Origin of the sequence: Nonomuraea polychroma (assembly GCF_004011505.1) — a bacterium.
Classification (GTDB): Bacteria; Actinomycetota; Actinomycetes; order Streptosporangiales; family Streptosporangiaceae; genus Nonomuraea; species Nonomuraea polychroma.
In genome coordinates, this window is the sequence record NZ_SAUN01000001.1 from 10,434,191 (window position 1) to 10,448,385 (window position 14,195).

Here is a 14,195-nt window from a genome sequence, read left to right on the forward strand (position 1 = left end):
GCATACTTCAGCGGCGTGCGGTGCTTTGTCACCACCACCCGGTTCGCCGCAATCTCGGCTCCGGTGAAGCCCAGGTCTGGGATCCGGCTTCGGTGGGGATCTCCGGTCACGAGGTGACCGCCGCGCGGGTGCGGGACTCGCGGAGGGTCTGAGCTGGAAATACGAACACCACTTCTCCGGCCCCACGGGGTGTCTTACCATGGACCGGTTCGGCCGCTTGCGCATTCGATGAGGACGGCTCGAGTGAATCTTTCCCGCTCCGCATTCATACGCCGGTGGTATTTCCTTTCGCTCGGCCTGGCCGGCGCCGTGCTCATTCTGCTGAGATTCACCACCTTACGCACCACCACGGCCGACAGCACGGTCCTGCAGAGTCTTTCCGGGATCACCGACAATCTCATCGCCGCCGTACTGACCTCCATCATCGTCGGCGCCGCGTACATCTATCTCTTCCCCCAGGACGCCGCGCCCGCGTACGAGACCGTCTCCAGTCGTGACATCGCCCGGGTGATCGCGGACCTCTGCGACAACGCGCGAGAGTGGTCGGTCCGTTCGCGCGGCGCCAACTATTTCACCTCGGTGACCCTCCCCGCCCTGGTCGCATCCGCCTTGGAGCGAGGCGCCTCGATCAGGATGCGGGTGCAGTGTCTCGATCCCGACCAGCCGCAGCTGCTGGCGGCCTATGCCGAGTCGATGAGCGACATCCGCTCCCGCGTGGGAACCTGGTCGGCCGCGCGGGCGCGGCTGGAGGTGTGCGCGTCGATGCTGCGTGCCGCCCTCCATACCAAGGACGCGCCCAGGGTCACGGTCGAGTTCGGGCTCAGCCCTTCGATTTGGGTGATGAGCCTGGATCTCACCGACCAGGTGGCCCTGGTCACCGGGCAGAACAAAGGGGAGGACGCGTTGCTCTTCCGCAGGGAGTCGCAGTTCTTCAAGCCGTATCTGGACGACTTCGACATCAGCTGGAAGGCCTGCCGGGTCGTCAGGCCGCGGCTGAGTAAGGCCATACCTACTGATCCCCGGAAACTGGCCGAGCAGCACTTTGTCATTCTCGAGGAATTCTATGACTCCCTGGAAATATGTCGGCCGTCGCGGGAGGAACTCCGGGAAATAGTGCGGACCCTGAACCGGGAGCACGATTATGCCTAGCCCGGCCGCGTGGCTGGCCGGCTGCCGCGTCGAGGATGTCCGGGAGTGGGCGGACCGCGACCGGGTGCTCGCCTACGAGCATCCCTATGGATTCATGGTGGTACGGCTGGCGCAGGCTTTCGCGCCGGGCTGGCAGATCCGCATGCACCTGTGGCCACCCAAGGCAGTGCAGGAGGAGCGGATGCGGATGAACGGCACGCATCTGCAGCAGGTGCACGCGCATGGCTGGCACCTGTGGAGCCGAGTGCTGCTGGGCGTGCTGGACGAGGCCGGCTACACAGCTTTCGACGAGCCGGGGTCGCCGCTGGCGGCGTATTCGGTGAGCAGCGACTACGGCCGGGGGAGCAGCCGCCTTCGGATGGAGCGGGACGGCGTGACGGTCCAGGAGGATCGGCGGCTGCGCAGGATGCCGGGCGGCGAGCCGTACCTCATTCCGGCGGGCCGCCTGCACGCTAGCTTCTCCGCGACGGAATCCTGGAGCGTGTCGCTGGTCGCGACCGAACTGGCCGGCAACGTGCCCTCCACAGTGATCGCTCCTCGGTCGCTCGGCAGCGCTTCGGCGAACGAACGCGGGAAGGCGCGTGACCTTCCCGTGTTGTGGTCCCTCCTCGACGGCGTTGCGAACACCTGATCACACCCGAAGTTCATGAGGCGGCCACCCTCGCGCGCACGCAGGCCGTCATGGCCGACACCACGGCCTGGGCCGCTGTCCACGGTTTACCCTCGCCGCCGCACGACCTTCCGCTGTACGCGGCGCACGGGCCGGCAGCCACGGTGTCGGCGGCGTTCTCCGCCGACACCGTGTGGTACGCGCAGGTGTGGGCCGCGGCCTCCGCACTGCTGCATGGGGAACGTTCCAGCAGGTCTGGGCGGGTATGCGTGGCGCGAGGAGAGGACCGGTGGTGGGCGGCCGTCGTGTATCCGCCAGGCTCGGACGAGGAGTGGTACGAGGTGGTGAACGAGGTCGAGCGCATGACCGAGAACAAGGTGGACGCCTCGGGCAGCACGCTGCTGTTGAGCCCGTGGCGCACGCCCGATCTCCGGGCGCGCGGCTGGGAACTCGCCGGTTACCCGGTCTTGCTGCACCGTAAGGCGGGCGACGGTGGCAGGGAGGCGCCCGCGCCGCCCGACCTGGTCCTGTGCCGTGCCGGTCAAGAGACGAGGTCGGCGTGCTTCGTCACGCCTGCGGATCTGGCGGCCGACGTGACCGGCATGCTCGCCGGAGCGTGGCGATCGGCCGGGCCCCCGTCATCGCCGCCCAGCTTCTCGCCGGGGTACGTGAGCAGGATCGCGCTGTTCCCCGCCCGCTGACCGATCAGTCGCCTCGCACGGCGCACAGCAGCCGGTTGTTCCCGTGTTGCCAGAGCGTGCCGATCTCGGTGAAGCCGCTATCCCGGAGCGCCTCGACGTGATGCGACATCAGGTGCGACTCGGAGCCGTGGTGGGCGGCCCCGGCCGTGGTGCGCTCCTGATTGAGCTCGGCGAACGCCGGATCCGCCATGATCGCCTCCCACCAGGCCCGCCAGTCCTCCGGCCGGTCCGCGCCGAACGCCCGCTCGCTCTGGCGCTCGTGCACGGCACGCTCCAGCCGCGCCAGGACGGGCGTGGTGTCGTCGGTGTCCATGTGGTCGCCGTTGAGCAGCAGCCCGCCCGGCCGCAGCACATCGGCCAGTTCCCCGTAGACGCGGCGCAGGTCGGGCCCGGAGATCCAGTGCAGCGCGGTCGTGCTGACCGCGGCGTCGGCGGGCCGGTCCAGGCCGAGCAGCCCCGTCCACCCGCTCGTACGCAGATCTGCGGGTACGAACGTGAGCTGCGGATACGCTGCCCGCCCGAGCCCGAGCAGCAGCGGATCGGCGTCCACCGACACGACCGTGGCCTTGGGCAGCCGGTCGAGCAGCCGCGCGGACAACGACCCCGGTCCGCACCCCAGGTCGATGACCAGCGGATCGGGCCGTTCCAGCGCCTCCACGGCGTCGATCAACGCGGTGAACCGCTCCTCGCGGTCGGGAAGGTAGCCCTCCTGCTGGCGGTCCCAGCGCGCGATCCAGTCGAGTGCGGCATCGTGTGTGAGCACGAACGTCTCCTTGTGACCGTCGTTTAAACTTTCGGCAGTCACAACGTAGAACACGAAGGTGTAACCGGTCAATTGGATTACAACAGTCACACGGATGTGGTGGTCAGGGTCACGGTCGCCCTGGTGAACGCGCTGACCCCAGGCGAGCAGCGTGGACGGACCTTCCCTGCGCCCGCCGACGCCGGCGCCGCCGCCACTGAGGGCCTGCGCAGCGTCTACCCGGCCTACCGGGAGGTCACCGCGGCGGAGGGCGCGGAGCTCACCGAGGTCGCCGCCCGCCTGCGGACGGTCTTCGTCGCCGTCGCCGCGGCGGACATCGACACCGCGGCCACGCGGGTCAACGAGCTCCTGGAGGAGACCCGCGCCAGGCCGATGCTCGAGAAGCACGACGGCGAGCCGTGGCACCTGCACTTCCACGGCCGTGGCGGCACCATGGCCGGCGACTGGGCGGCGAGTTGCGCGACCGGGCTGGCGATCGTGCTGGGCAGCGAGTTCAGTGACCGCCTCGGGGTCTGCACGGCGCCTCACTGTGACCGGGTCTACGTGGACGTGTCACGCAACGGCACCCGCAGGTTCTGCTCCACCGCCTGCCAGAACCGCGTCAAGACGGCCGCCTTCCGCGCCAGGAGCAAGACCGACTGACCGGCCCCCTGCTCCAGCTCCCCGGTGCGGACCGGGGAGCTGGAGCCCGTTCATTCGGCGGCCAGCCGTTCTGCCTCTTCGTGCAGCGCGAGGATGAGGACCAGCTCCAGCTGGAGCTGGTCCAGGTCCGGCGCCGCGAGGCCGTCAAGGACGCGCATAATGGGCCTCCCTGACTGAATGACGCCCCACAAGTCACACCGGTTTACACCCTACGTCTCGCTTCTGAAGCGCTCCCATGCCGATTGGCGTGTCATGCCGAGTGCCGCGCCGATGCGCTCCCAGCTGACGTCTCTGCCGCGTAGGTGCGCCACCCAGTCGCGCAGATTGTCGTCGACCTGGGCCTGCACGGCCGCGATTTTCGGTAGATGTTCGAGTATTTGCTCTTCGGTCATCGTCTCCCACATGGGGAGGCGGGGCTCGGTGGAGGTGACGAGTCGTTCCTCTTCCAGGATGTCATTGCAGAGTTGGATGCACTGGTCGCAAATGTGCACACCAGGACCGGCAATGAGCTTTTCCACCTCCGAACTCTTCTTGTGACAGAAAGAGCAGCGGATCTTGTCCTTCCAGTCAGGCATGGCCTGACAGTAGGCCGTCAGGCGACGCCTGACAATCCTGCGCGCCGATCCCGCTCCATCTGTGCCTGCAAGATGGCCTGCCGTTCCTCAGTGATCCTTCGGCAGATCGTCACGTACGCGGTCAGCACTTTGGAGTACGCCTGTCGTGCCTGCTCCACCTGCACGCGCAGGCTCAGGATGCGATCGGCGTCGCCGAGGCGCTCCGCCCCGGCCAGCAACGCGCGGGCCTCGTCAACGATCTCTTCGGCCCGCATCCTCGTACGGCGCAGCAAGACAGAGCATTCGTGCAGCTCCGCCAGCCGAGCCGAAGAGACGATGAACTCGGCAGTGTGCACCGCCGATCCGGCCGTTCTCCTGCGGAGATCCGATCCCATTCCCGCCACCTCCCGGTCAAGGATGCCTAACTGTAGACGCGCAACCTCCGCGTGCGGATCACTCGGGCCATCGGCGGAAGACCTCCATGCACCCGCTGGTGAGGTTTCTCCTCCCCGGTGGGAAATCCTCTTTCCTGAAGCCCGTTCGGTCGCGGCTGAATGTGGTAATTGACGACCTTGCCGGGGCTTATTCGAGGAATGCCGTGAATATCCGGTGTCCGCAAAAGCCGGGGGATGAAGACCTGCGATCGGCCCCCACGACCCCCCGCGTTCGTCACATACTGAAACGGAGCGACAGCAGACCGTAGCCCGGGAGTGGTGGCGATGCCGGCGACAGGCAACCAGGACGAGGTCGACGTCAGCGTCGTCATCCCCGCACACAACTGCCGGGAATACCTCGACAGATGCCTCACGTCCGTGCTCGTGCAGCGGATCAAGAAGGAGATCGTCGTCGTCGACGACGGCTCCACGGACGGCAGTGCCGAGCTGCTGGACCTCTATGCCTCCTACCACAAGGACAGCATCCGGGTGGTGCACATCGAGCGCAGCGGCGGCGCCGGCCACCCGCGCAACGTCGGCCTCGGGCACGCCACCGGGCGGTACGTGTTCTTCTGTGACGCCGACGACTACCTCGGCCCCGAGGCGCTGGAACGCATGGTCGCCATGGCCGACAGGAACGGCTCCGACATCGTCCTCGGCAAGATCGTGGGGCACGGCAGGCGGGCGCCGGTGTCGATGTTCCAGCACAGCGCCGACCGGGCGGAGCTCGGCGACAGCGCCGTCTACAACAGCCTGTGCTGCTTCAAGCTGTTCAGGAGGGACCTGCTCGAACGCCACCGCATCAGGTTCGGCGAGGGCATGCCCGTCGGCGAGGACATCCTCTTCACGGTCCACGCCTACTGCCACGCCGGCGTGATCTCCGTCGTCGCCGACTACGACTGCTACCACCTCGTGTCCAGGCCGGACGGCAGCAGCGTCATGCAGCAGCCCGGCAGCAGGGATCCGATCGCGTGGCTGACCATGATCAGAGAGCCGATCCGGGTCATGGCCGGGCACGTCGAGCCGGGCCCGCTGCGCGACCACCTGCTGCGCAGGCACTTCAGGCTGGACGTGTTCGCCCAGCTCGGGACGGTGTTCCTGGAGAGCGACGACATCCGGCGCAAGGACATCGCGCGGGAGGTCGCCGCCCTCTGCGACGAGTGGTACACGCCCGGCGTGCACGAGCGGCTGGGCGCCATCGACCGGCAGCGAGCCGGCGCGCTGGACGACATCGACCGGCTGGTGCGCCTGGCCCGCATCGAGAGCGCCACCGTGCGGCGCAGGCTGACCGGGCTGCGCTGGGACGGCGCCCGCCTCCTGGTGACGGGCGCGGCCCGGCTCGACGGCATCGGCAGGGACGACGGCGTGGCCGTGGTGCTGCGCTCCCGGCACACCCCGCACACCGAGCTGTTCGTGCCCGCGCAGCGCAAGGGCGGCGAGTTCACCGCCCGCGTCGAGACGAGCACGCTCGATTCCGGCGTCTGGGATCTGCGGGTGGCGGTCGAGCTCGAGGGCGTCGTGCGTTTCGGCAGGCTCGGCGCCGAGCGCGAGAGCGGCATCACCTGCCCGCCGCCCCGGCTGTTCGGCGACAGGGTGATCCTGCCGTACTTCACCAAGGACAACGGCAATCTGAGCATCGACGTCGGCGGGCACGTGGTCGGGGTGCCCGGCACGGCCAGGCTCATCAGGGCCAGGTGGGGGCTCGGGAACCGGCTGGTGGTCGACGGTGAGGTCACCGTCGCGGGCACCACTCCGGCGGCCGCGCAGATCAGGCGGATCGTCTGGCGCGAGCGGCAGACGGGTCGCGAGCGGACCGAGCCGGTGACGGCGCTGCCCAGCGGCGGGTTCACGGCCAGGCCGGCGGTGGGCAAGCTCACGCCCGGCACCTGGGACGCCTATCTGGAGCTCGACCTCGGCGGGCCGCCCGCGCGGTTCAGGATCGAGGCCGACGCCGAGGCGGTCGCGCCGCCGCGCCGATGGTGGTTCGCCGCCCTGCTGCGGACCGTCCGGCCGTACGCGACCTCGGGGAAGGGGCGGCTGAGCACGGTGGTACGGCGGCTGACGCCCGGGACGATCGTCAGGAAGATTTGGCGCTAATTGCCACATATATGCAGGTGCAAGACCATGCTTTAAAGTAGGAGCGCTTGTTCGTCCTCTTGGGAGGCATGGTCGTGCACGTACCCGATGGCTTCTTCAACGCAGTTACCTCCGTCTCCGCCGGGGCGGTGGCGGCCGCCGGAGTCGCGGTGTGCCTCCGCGGGGCGCGGCGTGAGCTCGACGACCGCACCGCGCCCATGGCCGGGCTCGTCGCGGCCTTCATCTTCGCCGTGCAGATGCTCAACTTCCCCGTCGCCGCGGGCACCAGCGGGCACCTTCTGGGCGGCGCGCTGGCGGCGATACTCGTCGGGCCCTATACCGGCGTGCTCTGCATGGCAGTGGTCCTTCTGGTGCAGGCGGTGTTCTTCGCCGACGGCGGGCTGACCGCGCTGGGCGTCAACATCACGATCATGGGCCTCGTCACCGTGCTCGTCGGCTGGGCGGTCTTCCGGCTGGTCACCGGGCTGGCCAGGGGCACGGGCGGGGTCACGCTGGCGGCGTTCCTGGCCGCGCTGGTCTCCGTGCCGGCCTCCGCGCTGGTGTTCACGCTGCTGTTCTGGATCGGCGGGACGGCGCCGATCGAGGTGGGGGCGGTGGCCGCCGCGATGGGCGGCGTGCACCTGCTGATCGGCATCGGCGAGGGCGTGATCACGGCGCTGACCGTCGGCGCGGTGATCGCCGTGCGACCCGACCTCGTGTACGGCGCCCGCGGCCTGGCCAAGCCGCTCGTCCTGCGCGGCGCCGAGGGGACGACCACGACCGTGGGTGAGAATGAGCCTGTTCCCGCCCGCGGTGCCGGCTGGATGTTCCTGGCCGGCGGGGGTCTGGTGACGCTGGTGCTGGCCGGCGCCGTGTCGTTCTTCGCCTCATCCGACCCCGACGGGCTGGAGGCGGTGGCCGAGAACCAGGGCTTCCTCGACCGGGCCACCGACCACGGGCTCGGCGGGTGGGCGCTGGCCGACTACGGTGAGGTGGGCGGGATCCCCGTGGGCGTGGCCGGGATCATCGGCGTGGGGCTCGTGCTGCTCATCGCCGGGGCCGTGGCCTACGCCGCCAGGAGTCGAGACGAGATCACCGAAAAAAAGATCAAGGTGTGAGACGTGGGCGCCGGGCATCACCATCAGCTCTACCTGCCGGGCGGCTCGGTCGTGCACCGGCTGCCGCCGCAGTGCAAGCTGCTCGCGGTCTTCGCGTTCGCCGTCGTCGTGGTGGCCACGCCGCGCGAGCGGTTCTGGGCGTTCGCGGCCTATGCGGTGTTGCTCGGCGTCGTCGCGGCGGTGGCTCGGGTGCCGGCCGCCTACATCGTGCGGCGGATGGTGATCGAGGTGCCCTTCGTGCTGTTCGCGTTCCTCATCCCGGTCATAGGGCTGGGGGAGCGGATCACGGTGCTGGGGCTCTCGCTGAGCGTGCCTGGTCTCTGGGCGGCCTGGAACATCCTGGCCAAGGCCACGCTGGGGGTGGCCGCCTCGATCCTGCTGGCGGCCACCACGGAGCCGAGGGTCATCCTCATCGGGGCACAGCGGCTGCGCCTGCCGAGCCTGCTCGTGCAGATCGCCATGTTCATGCTGAGATACATGGACGTGATCATGGATGAGATGCGGCGGATGCGGGTGGCGCGGGAGTCTCGTGGGTTCGAAGCCCGGAATTTCCGGCACATCCCGGTGATCGCGCGGTCCGCAGGGGCGTTGTTCATCCGTTCGTACGAGCGGGGCGAGCGGGTGCATCTGGCGATGTTGAGCCGCGGATACTCCGGTGCTATGCCGATAATTCATGACATGTCGGCATCCGCCCCCCAATGGGGCACCGCTCTCGCTCTGCCCGCCGCGGCACTCGCAGTGTTGGGACTCGGTCTGTGAACTCTCTCGACGTCAGGCAGCTCGCCTACGCCTACCCCGACGGCACGCAGGCGTTGTTCGGCGTGGACCTGTCGATCAGCCGCGGCGAGCGGGTGGCCCTGCTCGGCCCCAACGGCGCCGGCAAGACCACGCTCGTCATGCACCTCAACGGGATACTCACCCCGGGGCACGGCACTGTCACCGTGGCCGGCACCCCGGTGCGCAAGGACACGCTCAAAGAGGTCAGGCAGCGCGTCGGCCTGGTCTTCCAGGACCCCGACGACCAGCTCTTCATGCCCACGGTCCGGGACGACGTGGCCTTCGGCCCGGCCAACGCGGGCGTGCGCGGCGAGGACCTGGATCGGGTGGTCAAGGGCGCGCTGGAGCGGGTGGGCATGCTGGAGGCCATCGACCGGCCGCCGCACCACCTGTCGTTCGGCCAGCGGCGCCGGGTGGCGGTCGCGACCGTGCTCGCTATGGAGCCGGAGATCCTGGTGCTCGACGAGCCCTCGTCCAACCTGGACCCGGCCGCCCGCAGGGAGCTGGCCGAGATCCTGCGTTCCCTGGACGTGACGGTGCTCATGGTCACGCACGACCTGCCGTACGCGCTGGAGTTGTGCGAGCGCTCGCTCGTCCTCTCCGACGGCGTGATCGCCGCCGACGGGCCCACGCGTGAGCTGCTGGCGGACACCGAACTCCTGGCCAAGCACCGCCTGGAACTCCCGTACGGCTTCGCCATCCCGGCGGTGTGAGGACGTTCGGCATCAATCTTCGGAGTCTTGCATGTCCGGTTTCCGGGGATGTCGAAGTACAGTGGCTCATCGAGGAGGGGCCAAATGAAGCTGCGGCTTGCGCGACACGCCCTGGGAGACGCCGTGGTGGTGGCCGTTGAGGGAGAGCTCGACCTGTTCACCGCGCCGTTCCTCCGTGACGAGGTACGCGATGCCATCAAGCAGGACGGTGCCAGGCTCGTGCTCGACCTGCAGCAGCTGTCGTTCATGGATTCCAGCGGGCTGTCGGTGCTGATCGAGGCCTGGCGGCTGGCGACGGGCGAAGGCGGCGGCGTGTCGCTGGCGGCGCCGCAGGCGCCCGTGGCACGCATTCTCCGCACCACGGGGCTGGACCGGCGGATCAAGGTGTATTCCGACGTCGACAGCGCCGTGGGCGAGATTTGACGACCCCCGAGTAGAACTTCATTCGGTCGCCGGGTTAGGGTCCGGTCTATGGACGTGAACGGATCTGCAGCAATCATTTCCGGCGGCGCCAGCGGCCTGGGTGAGGCCACCGCGCGCGAGCTGGCTCGCGCCGGCGCCACCGTGGTCGTCGCCGACCTCAACGAGGAACGCGGCAAGAGCGTCGCCGACGAGATCGGCGGTGTCTTCGCCAAGACGGACGTGTCCGACGACGAGCAGGTGCAGGCGGCCGTGGACGCCGCCGTGGCCACTGGTAAGCCGTTGCGCGTGGTGGTCAACAGCGCCGGCATCGGCTGGGCGGAGCGCACCGTCAACCGCGACGGTCAGCCGCACAATCCGGCCACCTACCGCAAGGTCATCGAGGTCAACCTGATCGGCACGTTCAACCTCATGCGCATCGGGGCGGCCGCGATCGCGAAGACGGAGCCGGCCGACGCCGACGGGCAGCGCGGCGTGGTGATCAACACGGCCTCGGTGGCGGCCCTGGAGGGGCAGACGGGTCAGCTGGCGTACTCGGCCTCCAAGGGCGGCATCGTGGGCATGACGGTGCCCGCGGCCCGTGACCTGTCGGCCATCGGCGTGCGCGTGAACACGATCTGCCCCGGCATCATCGACACCCCGATCTACGGCTTCTCGCCCAACGCCGAGGAGTTCAAGTCCAAGCTGGTCGCGCCGGTGGTCTTCCCCAAGCGCATGGGCCGGGCCGACGAGTTCGCCCACCTGGTGCGCATGCTGATCGAGAACGACTACATGAACGCCGAGGTCATCCGCTTCGACGGCGGCATCCGCTTCCAGCCCAAGTGAGGTCTCGTGTCTGACGAAGTGCTCGTCGAGGAGTCCGGCAATGTCGCGATCATTACCATCAACCGGCCCAAGGCGCGCAACGCCGTCAATGGGGCCGTGGCGCGCGGGATCGCGGGCGCGCTGGATGAGCTCGATGCACGTCCTGACATTTCGGCATATGTCCTGACCGGCGCCGAGGGCACCTTCTCGGCGGGGATGGACCTGAAGGGGTTCCTGACCGGTGACTTCCCGGTGGTGGAAGGGCGCGGATTCGGCGGGCTGACCGAGGCCCCGCCGAAGAAGCCGCTCGTGGCCGCCGTCGAAGGGTACGCGCTCGCCGGCGGGTTCGAGCTCGCGCTGGCCTGCGACGTCATCGTGGCGTCGTCGGCGGCCACGTTCGGGCTGCCCGAGCCCAAGCGTGGGCTGGTGGCCGGGGCGGGCGGCATCATGCGGCTGCCGCGGCGGATCCCGTACCACGTGGCCATGGAGATCGCGCTGACCGGTGACCACTACCCGGCCTCCCGCCTGTACGAGCTCGGCCTGGTCAACCGGATCACCGAGCCGGGCGCGGCCCTGGAGGGCGCCCTGGAGCTGGCCCGCAAGATCGCCGCCAACGCCCCGCTGGCGCTCGCCGCCACCAAGAAGGTGATCATCGAGTCGCAGGACTGGTCGCTGGAGGAGATGTTCGCGAAGCAAGGCGCGATCATCAATCCGGTGTTCGGCTCCAAAGACGCCATAGAGGGCGCCGCGGCCTTCGCCGAGAAGCGCGCGCCCCAGTGGAAGGGCGAATAGGCGTCCCACGCATAGGCGTCCCCCTCCCGGGAACCGGGAGGGGGAATCCTTTAGCGCGTTCATAGCGCTTCCTGCGTACGGTAAAGAGAGAAGACGAGCTACGGGAGAGCGCATGAGCGAGCGCAGCGACTATTCGGGTCCCAGGTTCGAGCCGGCCAAGCGCAGTGCCGGAGCCCTTCTCTCCGGCGCGCTCAGCGCGCTCATCATCGTGGTCGCCATGCTCGTCGTGATGTGGGTCGTCGAGGGCGTCGACTTCGTGCTCAACGGCACGCTCGACCAGTTCGGCATCCTCGGCTGGGACCCCGAAGGGCTGGTCGGCATCCTCTTCGCGCCCTTCCTGCACGGCGGCTTCGGCCACCTCATGGCCAACTCATTGCCGCTGCTGGTGCTCGGCTTCCTCGCCGGGCTGCGCGACGTGCGCAAGTTCCTGTGGGCCAGCCTGATCATCATCCTGATCGGCGGGCTGGGCACCTGGCTGACGAGCCCCGCCGTCTACACGGTCGGGGCGAGCGGGCTGGTGTTCGGCTACTTCGGCTACATCATGGCCAGGGGCGTGTTCGATCGGCGGCTGCTCGACATCGTCATCGCCGTGGGCGTGGGCATCGCGTACTACGGCATCCTGGCGGGGCTGCTGCCCAACCAGCCGGGCATCTCCTGGCAGGGACACCTGTTCGGCCTCATCGGCGGCGTGGTCGCCGGTTGGCTCCTACGTCGTAAGAAGAGCGATATCCCGGCCTACTGAAGATGTGACCGCGTGTGCTCGGCGGGGGACGTCGACAGCAGGCGGTCGATGAAGGCCAGGCCCACGGCGGAGGCCACGAATGCCAGGTGCATGATCGTCTGCCACATGATCTTGTCGTTCGGTGTCGACTGCGCCCTGATGAAGGTCTGCAGCAGGTGCACCGATGAGATGCCGATGATGGCCGTGGCCAGCTTGACCTTCAACACGTTGGCGTTGACGTGAGAGAGCCACTCCGGCTCGTCGGGATGGTCGTTGAGGTCGATGCGGGAGACGAAGGTCTCATAACCGCCGATGATCACCATGATCAGCAGATTGGAGATCATCACCACGTCGATGAGCGCCAGGACCGTGAGCATCACCACGACCTCGGGCGAGGGTGAGCCCGCCGGAAGCGGGCCGGTGTGCAGGAACACCGTCTCGATCAGGTGCCAGAGCTCCAGCACGAACTGCCAGACGTACACCGCCTGCGCCACGATCAGGCCCAGATAGAGCGGCACCTGAAGCCAGCGGCTGGCGAACATCAGGTAGCCGAGGCTCTTGGGGCGCACGGTTCCCTGGCCGAATGGGGGGATTTCGGGCAAGAATGATTCCTACTGCTCAAGCGGGAAGGTCCGGACGAGCACGGCCGGCAGCGCTCGCGGCCGGCACCGGCGGAATGCCGGTGCCGGCGAGATCCGGGCAGGACGTCGAGTGAGCCGCTAGATGCGCTCGACCACGTAGTCGACGCAGACCGTCAGCGCCTCGATGTCGGCCGAGTCGATGGCCGGGAACATCGCGATGCGCAGCTGGTTGCGGCCCAGCTTGCGGTAGGGCTCGGTGTCGACGATCCCGTTGGCGCGCAGCACCTTGGCCACGGCCGCGGCGTCCACGTCGTCGCTGAAGTCGATCGTGCCGACCACCTGCGAGCGGAACTCGGGAGCGGCGAACGGCGTGGTGTAGGCCGTCTTCTCGGCCCACGTGTAGAGGCGCGTGGCGGAGTCGGCCGTGCGGGCGGTGGTCCAGGCCAGGCCGCCGTTGCCGTTCATCCAGTCGAGCTGGTCGGCCAGCAGGAACAGCGTGGCCACGGCCGGGGTGTTGTAGGTCTGGTCCTTCGCGGAGTTGTCGATCGCGACCGGCAGGCTGAAGAACTCCGGCACGTAACGGCCGGTCGCGGCGATCTCCTCGACCCTGGCCAGGGCGCGCGGCGACATGATCGCGATCCAGAGGCCGCCGTCGGAGGCGAAGCTCTTCTGCGGCGCGAAGTAGTAGACGTCGCTCTCGGTGATGTCGACGGGCAGGCCGCCGGCGCCGGAGGTGGCGTCCACGAGCACCAGCGAGTCATCGGAACCGACCCGCTTGATCGGCATGGCGACGCCGGTCGAGGTCTCGTTGTGGGTGAGCGCGTAGACGTCCACGCCCTCTTCGGCCACCGCGGTCGGGTAGGTGCCGACCTCCGACTTGATCACGCTGGGCTCGGCCAGCCAGGGGGCCTTCTTGGTGACCGCGGCGAACTTCGAGGAGAACTCGCCGAACGACAGGTGCTGCGACTTCTCGCGGACGAGCCCGAAGGCGGCGATGTCCCAGAACGCCGTGGTGCCGCCGTTGCCCAGCACGACCTGGTAGCCCTCGGGCAGCGAGAACAGGTCGGCGAGTCCGGAGCGTACGCGGCCGACCAGGTTCTTGACCGGCTTCTGGCGGTGGGAAGTGCCCATGAGGCTCGCGCCGGAGGCGGCGAGCGCGGCCAGTTGCTCGGTGCGCACCTTCGAGGGCCCGCAGCCGAATCGACCGTCGGCGGGCTTGATGTCAGCGGGAATCACAATGTCAGCCACGTGCCCCAGCGTACTGACCGGCGCGGGGTGGCTCGCACGGGGTCCCGGATTCTGAGATTCGTGAAACTTTCACAAATAATCCCAGGTCAGCG

Annotated in this window: 17 protein-coding genes; 12 read left to right on the top strand and 5 right to left on the bottom strand. The window is 68.5% G+C overall.

From position 1 onward, the window contains the following. Window positions 1-243 precede the first annotated feature (243 nt). From EDD27_RS48690 to EDD27_RS48700, 3 genes are read left to right on the top strand one after another with little or no spacing between them, the layout of a single operon-like run. Entirely contained in the window at window positions 244-1,149 is a 906-nt protein-coding gene (locus EDD27_RS48690; RefSeq protein ID WP_127939531.1) for a hypothetical protein, read from the top strand. Next, on the top strand, window positions 1,142-1,780 hold the full coding sequence (locus EDD27_RS48695; RefSeq protein ID WP_127939532.1) for a hypothetical protein: 639 nt from the start codon (window positions 1,142-1,144) through the stop codon (window positions 1,778-1,780). Before EDD27_RS48690 ends, EDD27_RS48695 begins: the two co-directional genes overlap by 8 nt. Before the next feature lie 50 nt (window positions 1,781-1,830). Further along, window positions 1,831-2,460, top strand: coding sequence for a hypothetical protein (locus tag EDD27_RS48700; RefSeq protein WP_127939533.1), 630 nt, complete (start codon window positions 1,831-1,833; stop codon window positions 2,458-2,460). Window positions 2,461-2,464: 4 nt separating this feature from the next. On the opposite strand, the gene EDD27_RS48705 is transcribed toward EDD27_RS48700, so the two are convergent. Further along, window positions 2,465-3,223, bottom strand: coding sequence for a class I SAM-dependent methyltransferase (locus EDD27_RS48705; RefSeq protein ID WP_127939534.1), 759 nt, complete (start codon window positions 3,221-3,223; stop codon window positions 2,465-2,467). Between the two features lie 72 nt (window positions 3,224-3,295). Between EDD27_RS48705 and EDD27_RS48710 the strand changes: the two genes are divergently transcribed. After that, a complete protein-coding gene (locus tag EDD27_RS48710; RefSeq protein WP_127939535.1) occupies window positions 3,296-3,865 on the top strand; it encodes a CGNR zinc finger domain-containing protein in 570 nt (189 codons plus the stop codon). 209 nt (window positions 3,866-4,074) lie between these two features. Here EDD27_RS48710 and EDD27_RS59220 read toward each other — a convergent pair whose 3' ends face one another. Further along, window positions 4,075-4,440 (bottom strand): ClpX C4-type zinc finger protein, encoded by a 366-nt coding sequence (locus tag EDD27_RS59220; RefSeq protein ID WP_127939536.1) that lies wholly within the window; start codon window positions 4,438-4,440, stop codon window positions 4,075-4,077. Between the two features lie 17 nt (window positions 4,441-4,457). Then, window positions 4,458-4,814 (bottom strand): hypothetical protein, encoded by a 357-nt coding sequence (locus tag EDD27_RS48720; RefSeq protein WP_127939537.1) that lies wholly within the window; start codon window positions 4,812-4,814, stop codon window positions 4,458-4,460. A 324-nt stretch (window positions 4,815-5,138) separates the two neighbouring features. On the opposite strand from EDD27_RS48720, the gene EDD27_RS48725 reads away from it, so the two are divergent. The 8 genes from EDD27_RS48725 to EDD27_RS48760 all read left to right on the top strand — a co-directional run bounded on the left by EDD27_RS48725 (window position 5,139) and on the right by EDD27_RS48760 (window position 12,295). Then, a complete protein-coding gene (locus EDD27_RS48725) occupies window positions 5,139-6,950 on the top strand; it encodes a glycosyltransferase family 2 protein (protein ID WP_127939538.1) in 1,812 nt (603 codons plus the stop codon). A 74-nt stretch (window positions 6,951-7,024) separates the two neighbouring features. Continuing rightward, complete coding sequence (locus EDD27_RS48730) at window positions 7,025-8,047, top strand: energy-coupling factor ABC transporter permease (protein WP_127939539.1); 1,023 nt, start codon at window positions 7,025-7,027, stop codon at window positions 8,045-8,047. Window positions 8,048-8,050: 3 nt separating this feature from the next. Continuing rightward, window positions 8,051-8,806, top strand: a complete 756-nt coding sequence (gene cbiQ / locus EDD27_RS48735; RefSeq protein WP_127939540.1) for a cobalt ECF transporter T component CbiQ — start codon at window positions 8,051-8,053, stop codon at window positions 8,804-8,806. Then, complete coding sequence (locus EDD27_RS48740; RefSeq protein ID WP_127939541.1) at window positions 8,803-9,537, top strand: energy-coupling factor ABC transporter ATP-binding protein; 735 nt, start codon at window positions 8,803-8,805, stop codon at window positions 9,535-9,537. The genes cbiQ and EDD27_RS48740 overlap by 4 nt, the downstream gene beginning before the upstream one ends. 84 nt (window positions 9,538-9,621) lie before the next feature. Beyond that, window positions 9,622-9,960 carry an STAS domain-containing protein gene (locus EDD27_RS48745; RefSeq protein WP_090946873.1) on the top strand — a complete coding sequence of 113 codons (339 nt, stop codon included), beginning with the start codon at window positions 9,622-9,624 and terminating at the stop codon, window positions 9,958-9,960. Between the two features lie 48 nt (window positions 9,961-10,008). Then, the gene (locus EDD27_RS48750) at window positions 10,009-10,782 is read left to right on the top strand and encodes an SDR family NAD(P)-dependent oxidoreductase (RefSeq protein WP_127939542.1); all 774 of its coding nucleotides are present in this window, start codon (window positions 10,009-10,011) and stop codon (window positions 10,780-10,782) included. Between the two features lie 6 nt (window positions 10,783-10,788). Further along, entirely contained in the window at window positions 10,789-11,553 is a 765-nt protein-coding gene (locus EDD27_RS48755; RefSeq protein WP_127939543.1) for a crotonase/enoyl-CoA hydratase family protein, read from the top strand. 112 nt (window positions 11,554-11,665) lie between these two features. Continuing rightward, on the top strand, window positions 11,666-12,295 hold the full coding sequence (locus EDD27_RS48760) for a rhomboid family intramembrane serine protease (RefSeq protein WP_127939544.1): 630 nt from the start codon (window positions 11,666-11,668) through the stop codon (window positions 12,293-12,295). Here the strand turns inward: EDD27_RS48760 and EDD27_RS48765 are convergent. Beyond that, complete coding sequence (locus tag EDD27_RS48765; RefSeq protein WP_241564646.1) at window positions 12,289-12,876, bottom strand: TIGR00645 family protein; 588 nt, start codon at window positions 12,874-12,876, stop codon at window positions 12,289-12,291. The genes EDD27_RS48760 and EDD27_RS48765 overlap by 7 nt on opposite strands. A gap of 117 nt (window positions 12,877-12,993) precedes the next feature. Continuing rightward, window positions 12,994-14,103 (bottom strand): phosphoserine transaminase, encoded by a 1,110-nt coding sequence (gene serC / locus EDD27_RS48770; protein ID WP_127939545.1) that lies wholly within the window; start codon window positions 14,101-14,103, stop codon window positions 12,994-12,996. Between the last annotated feature and the right edge of the window lie 92 nt (window positions 14,104-14,195).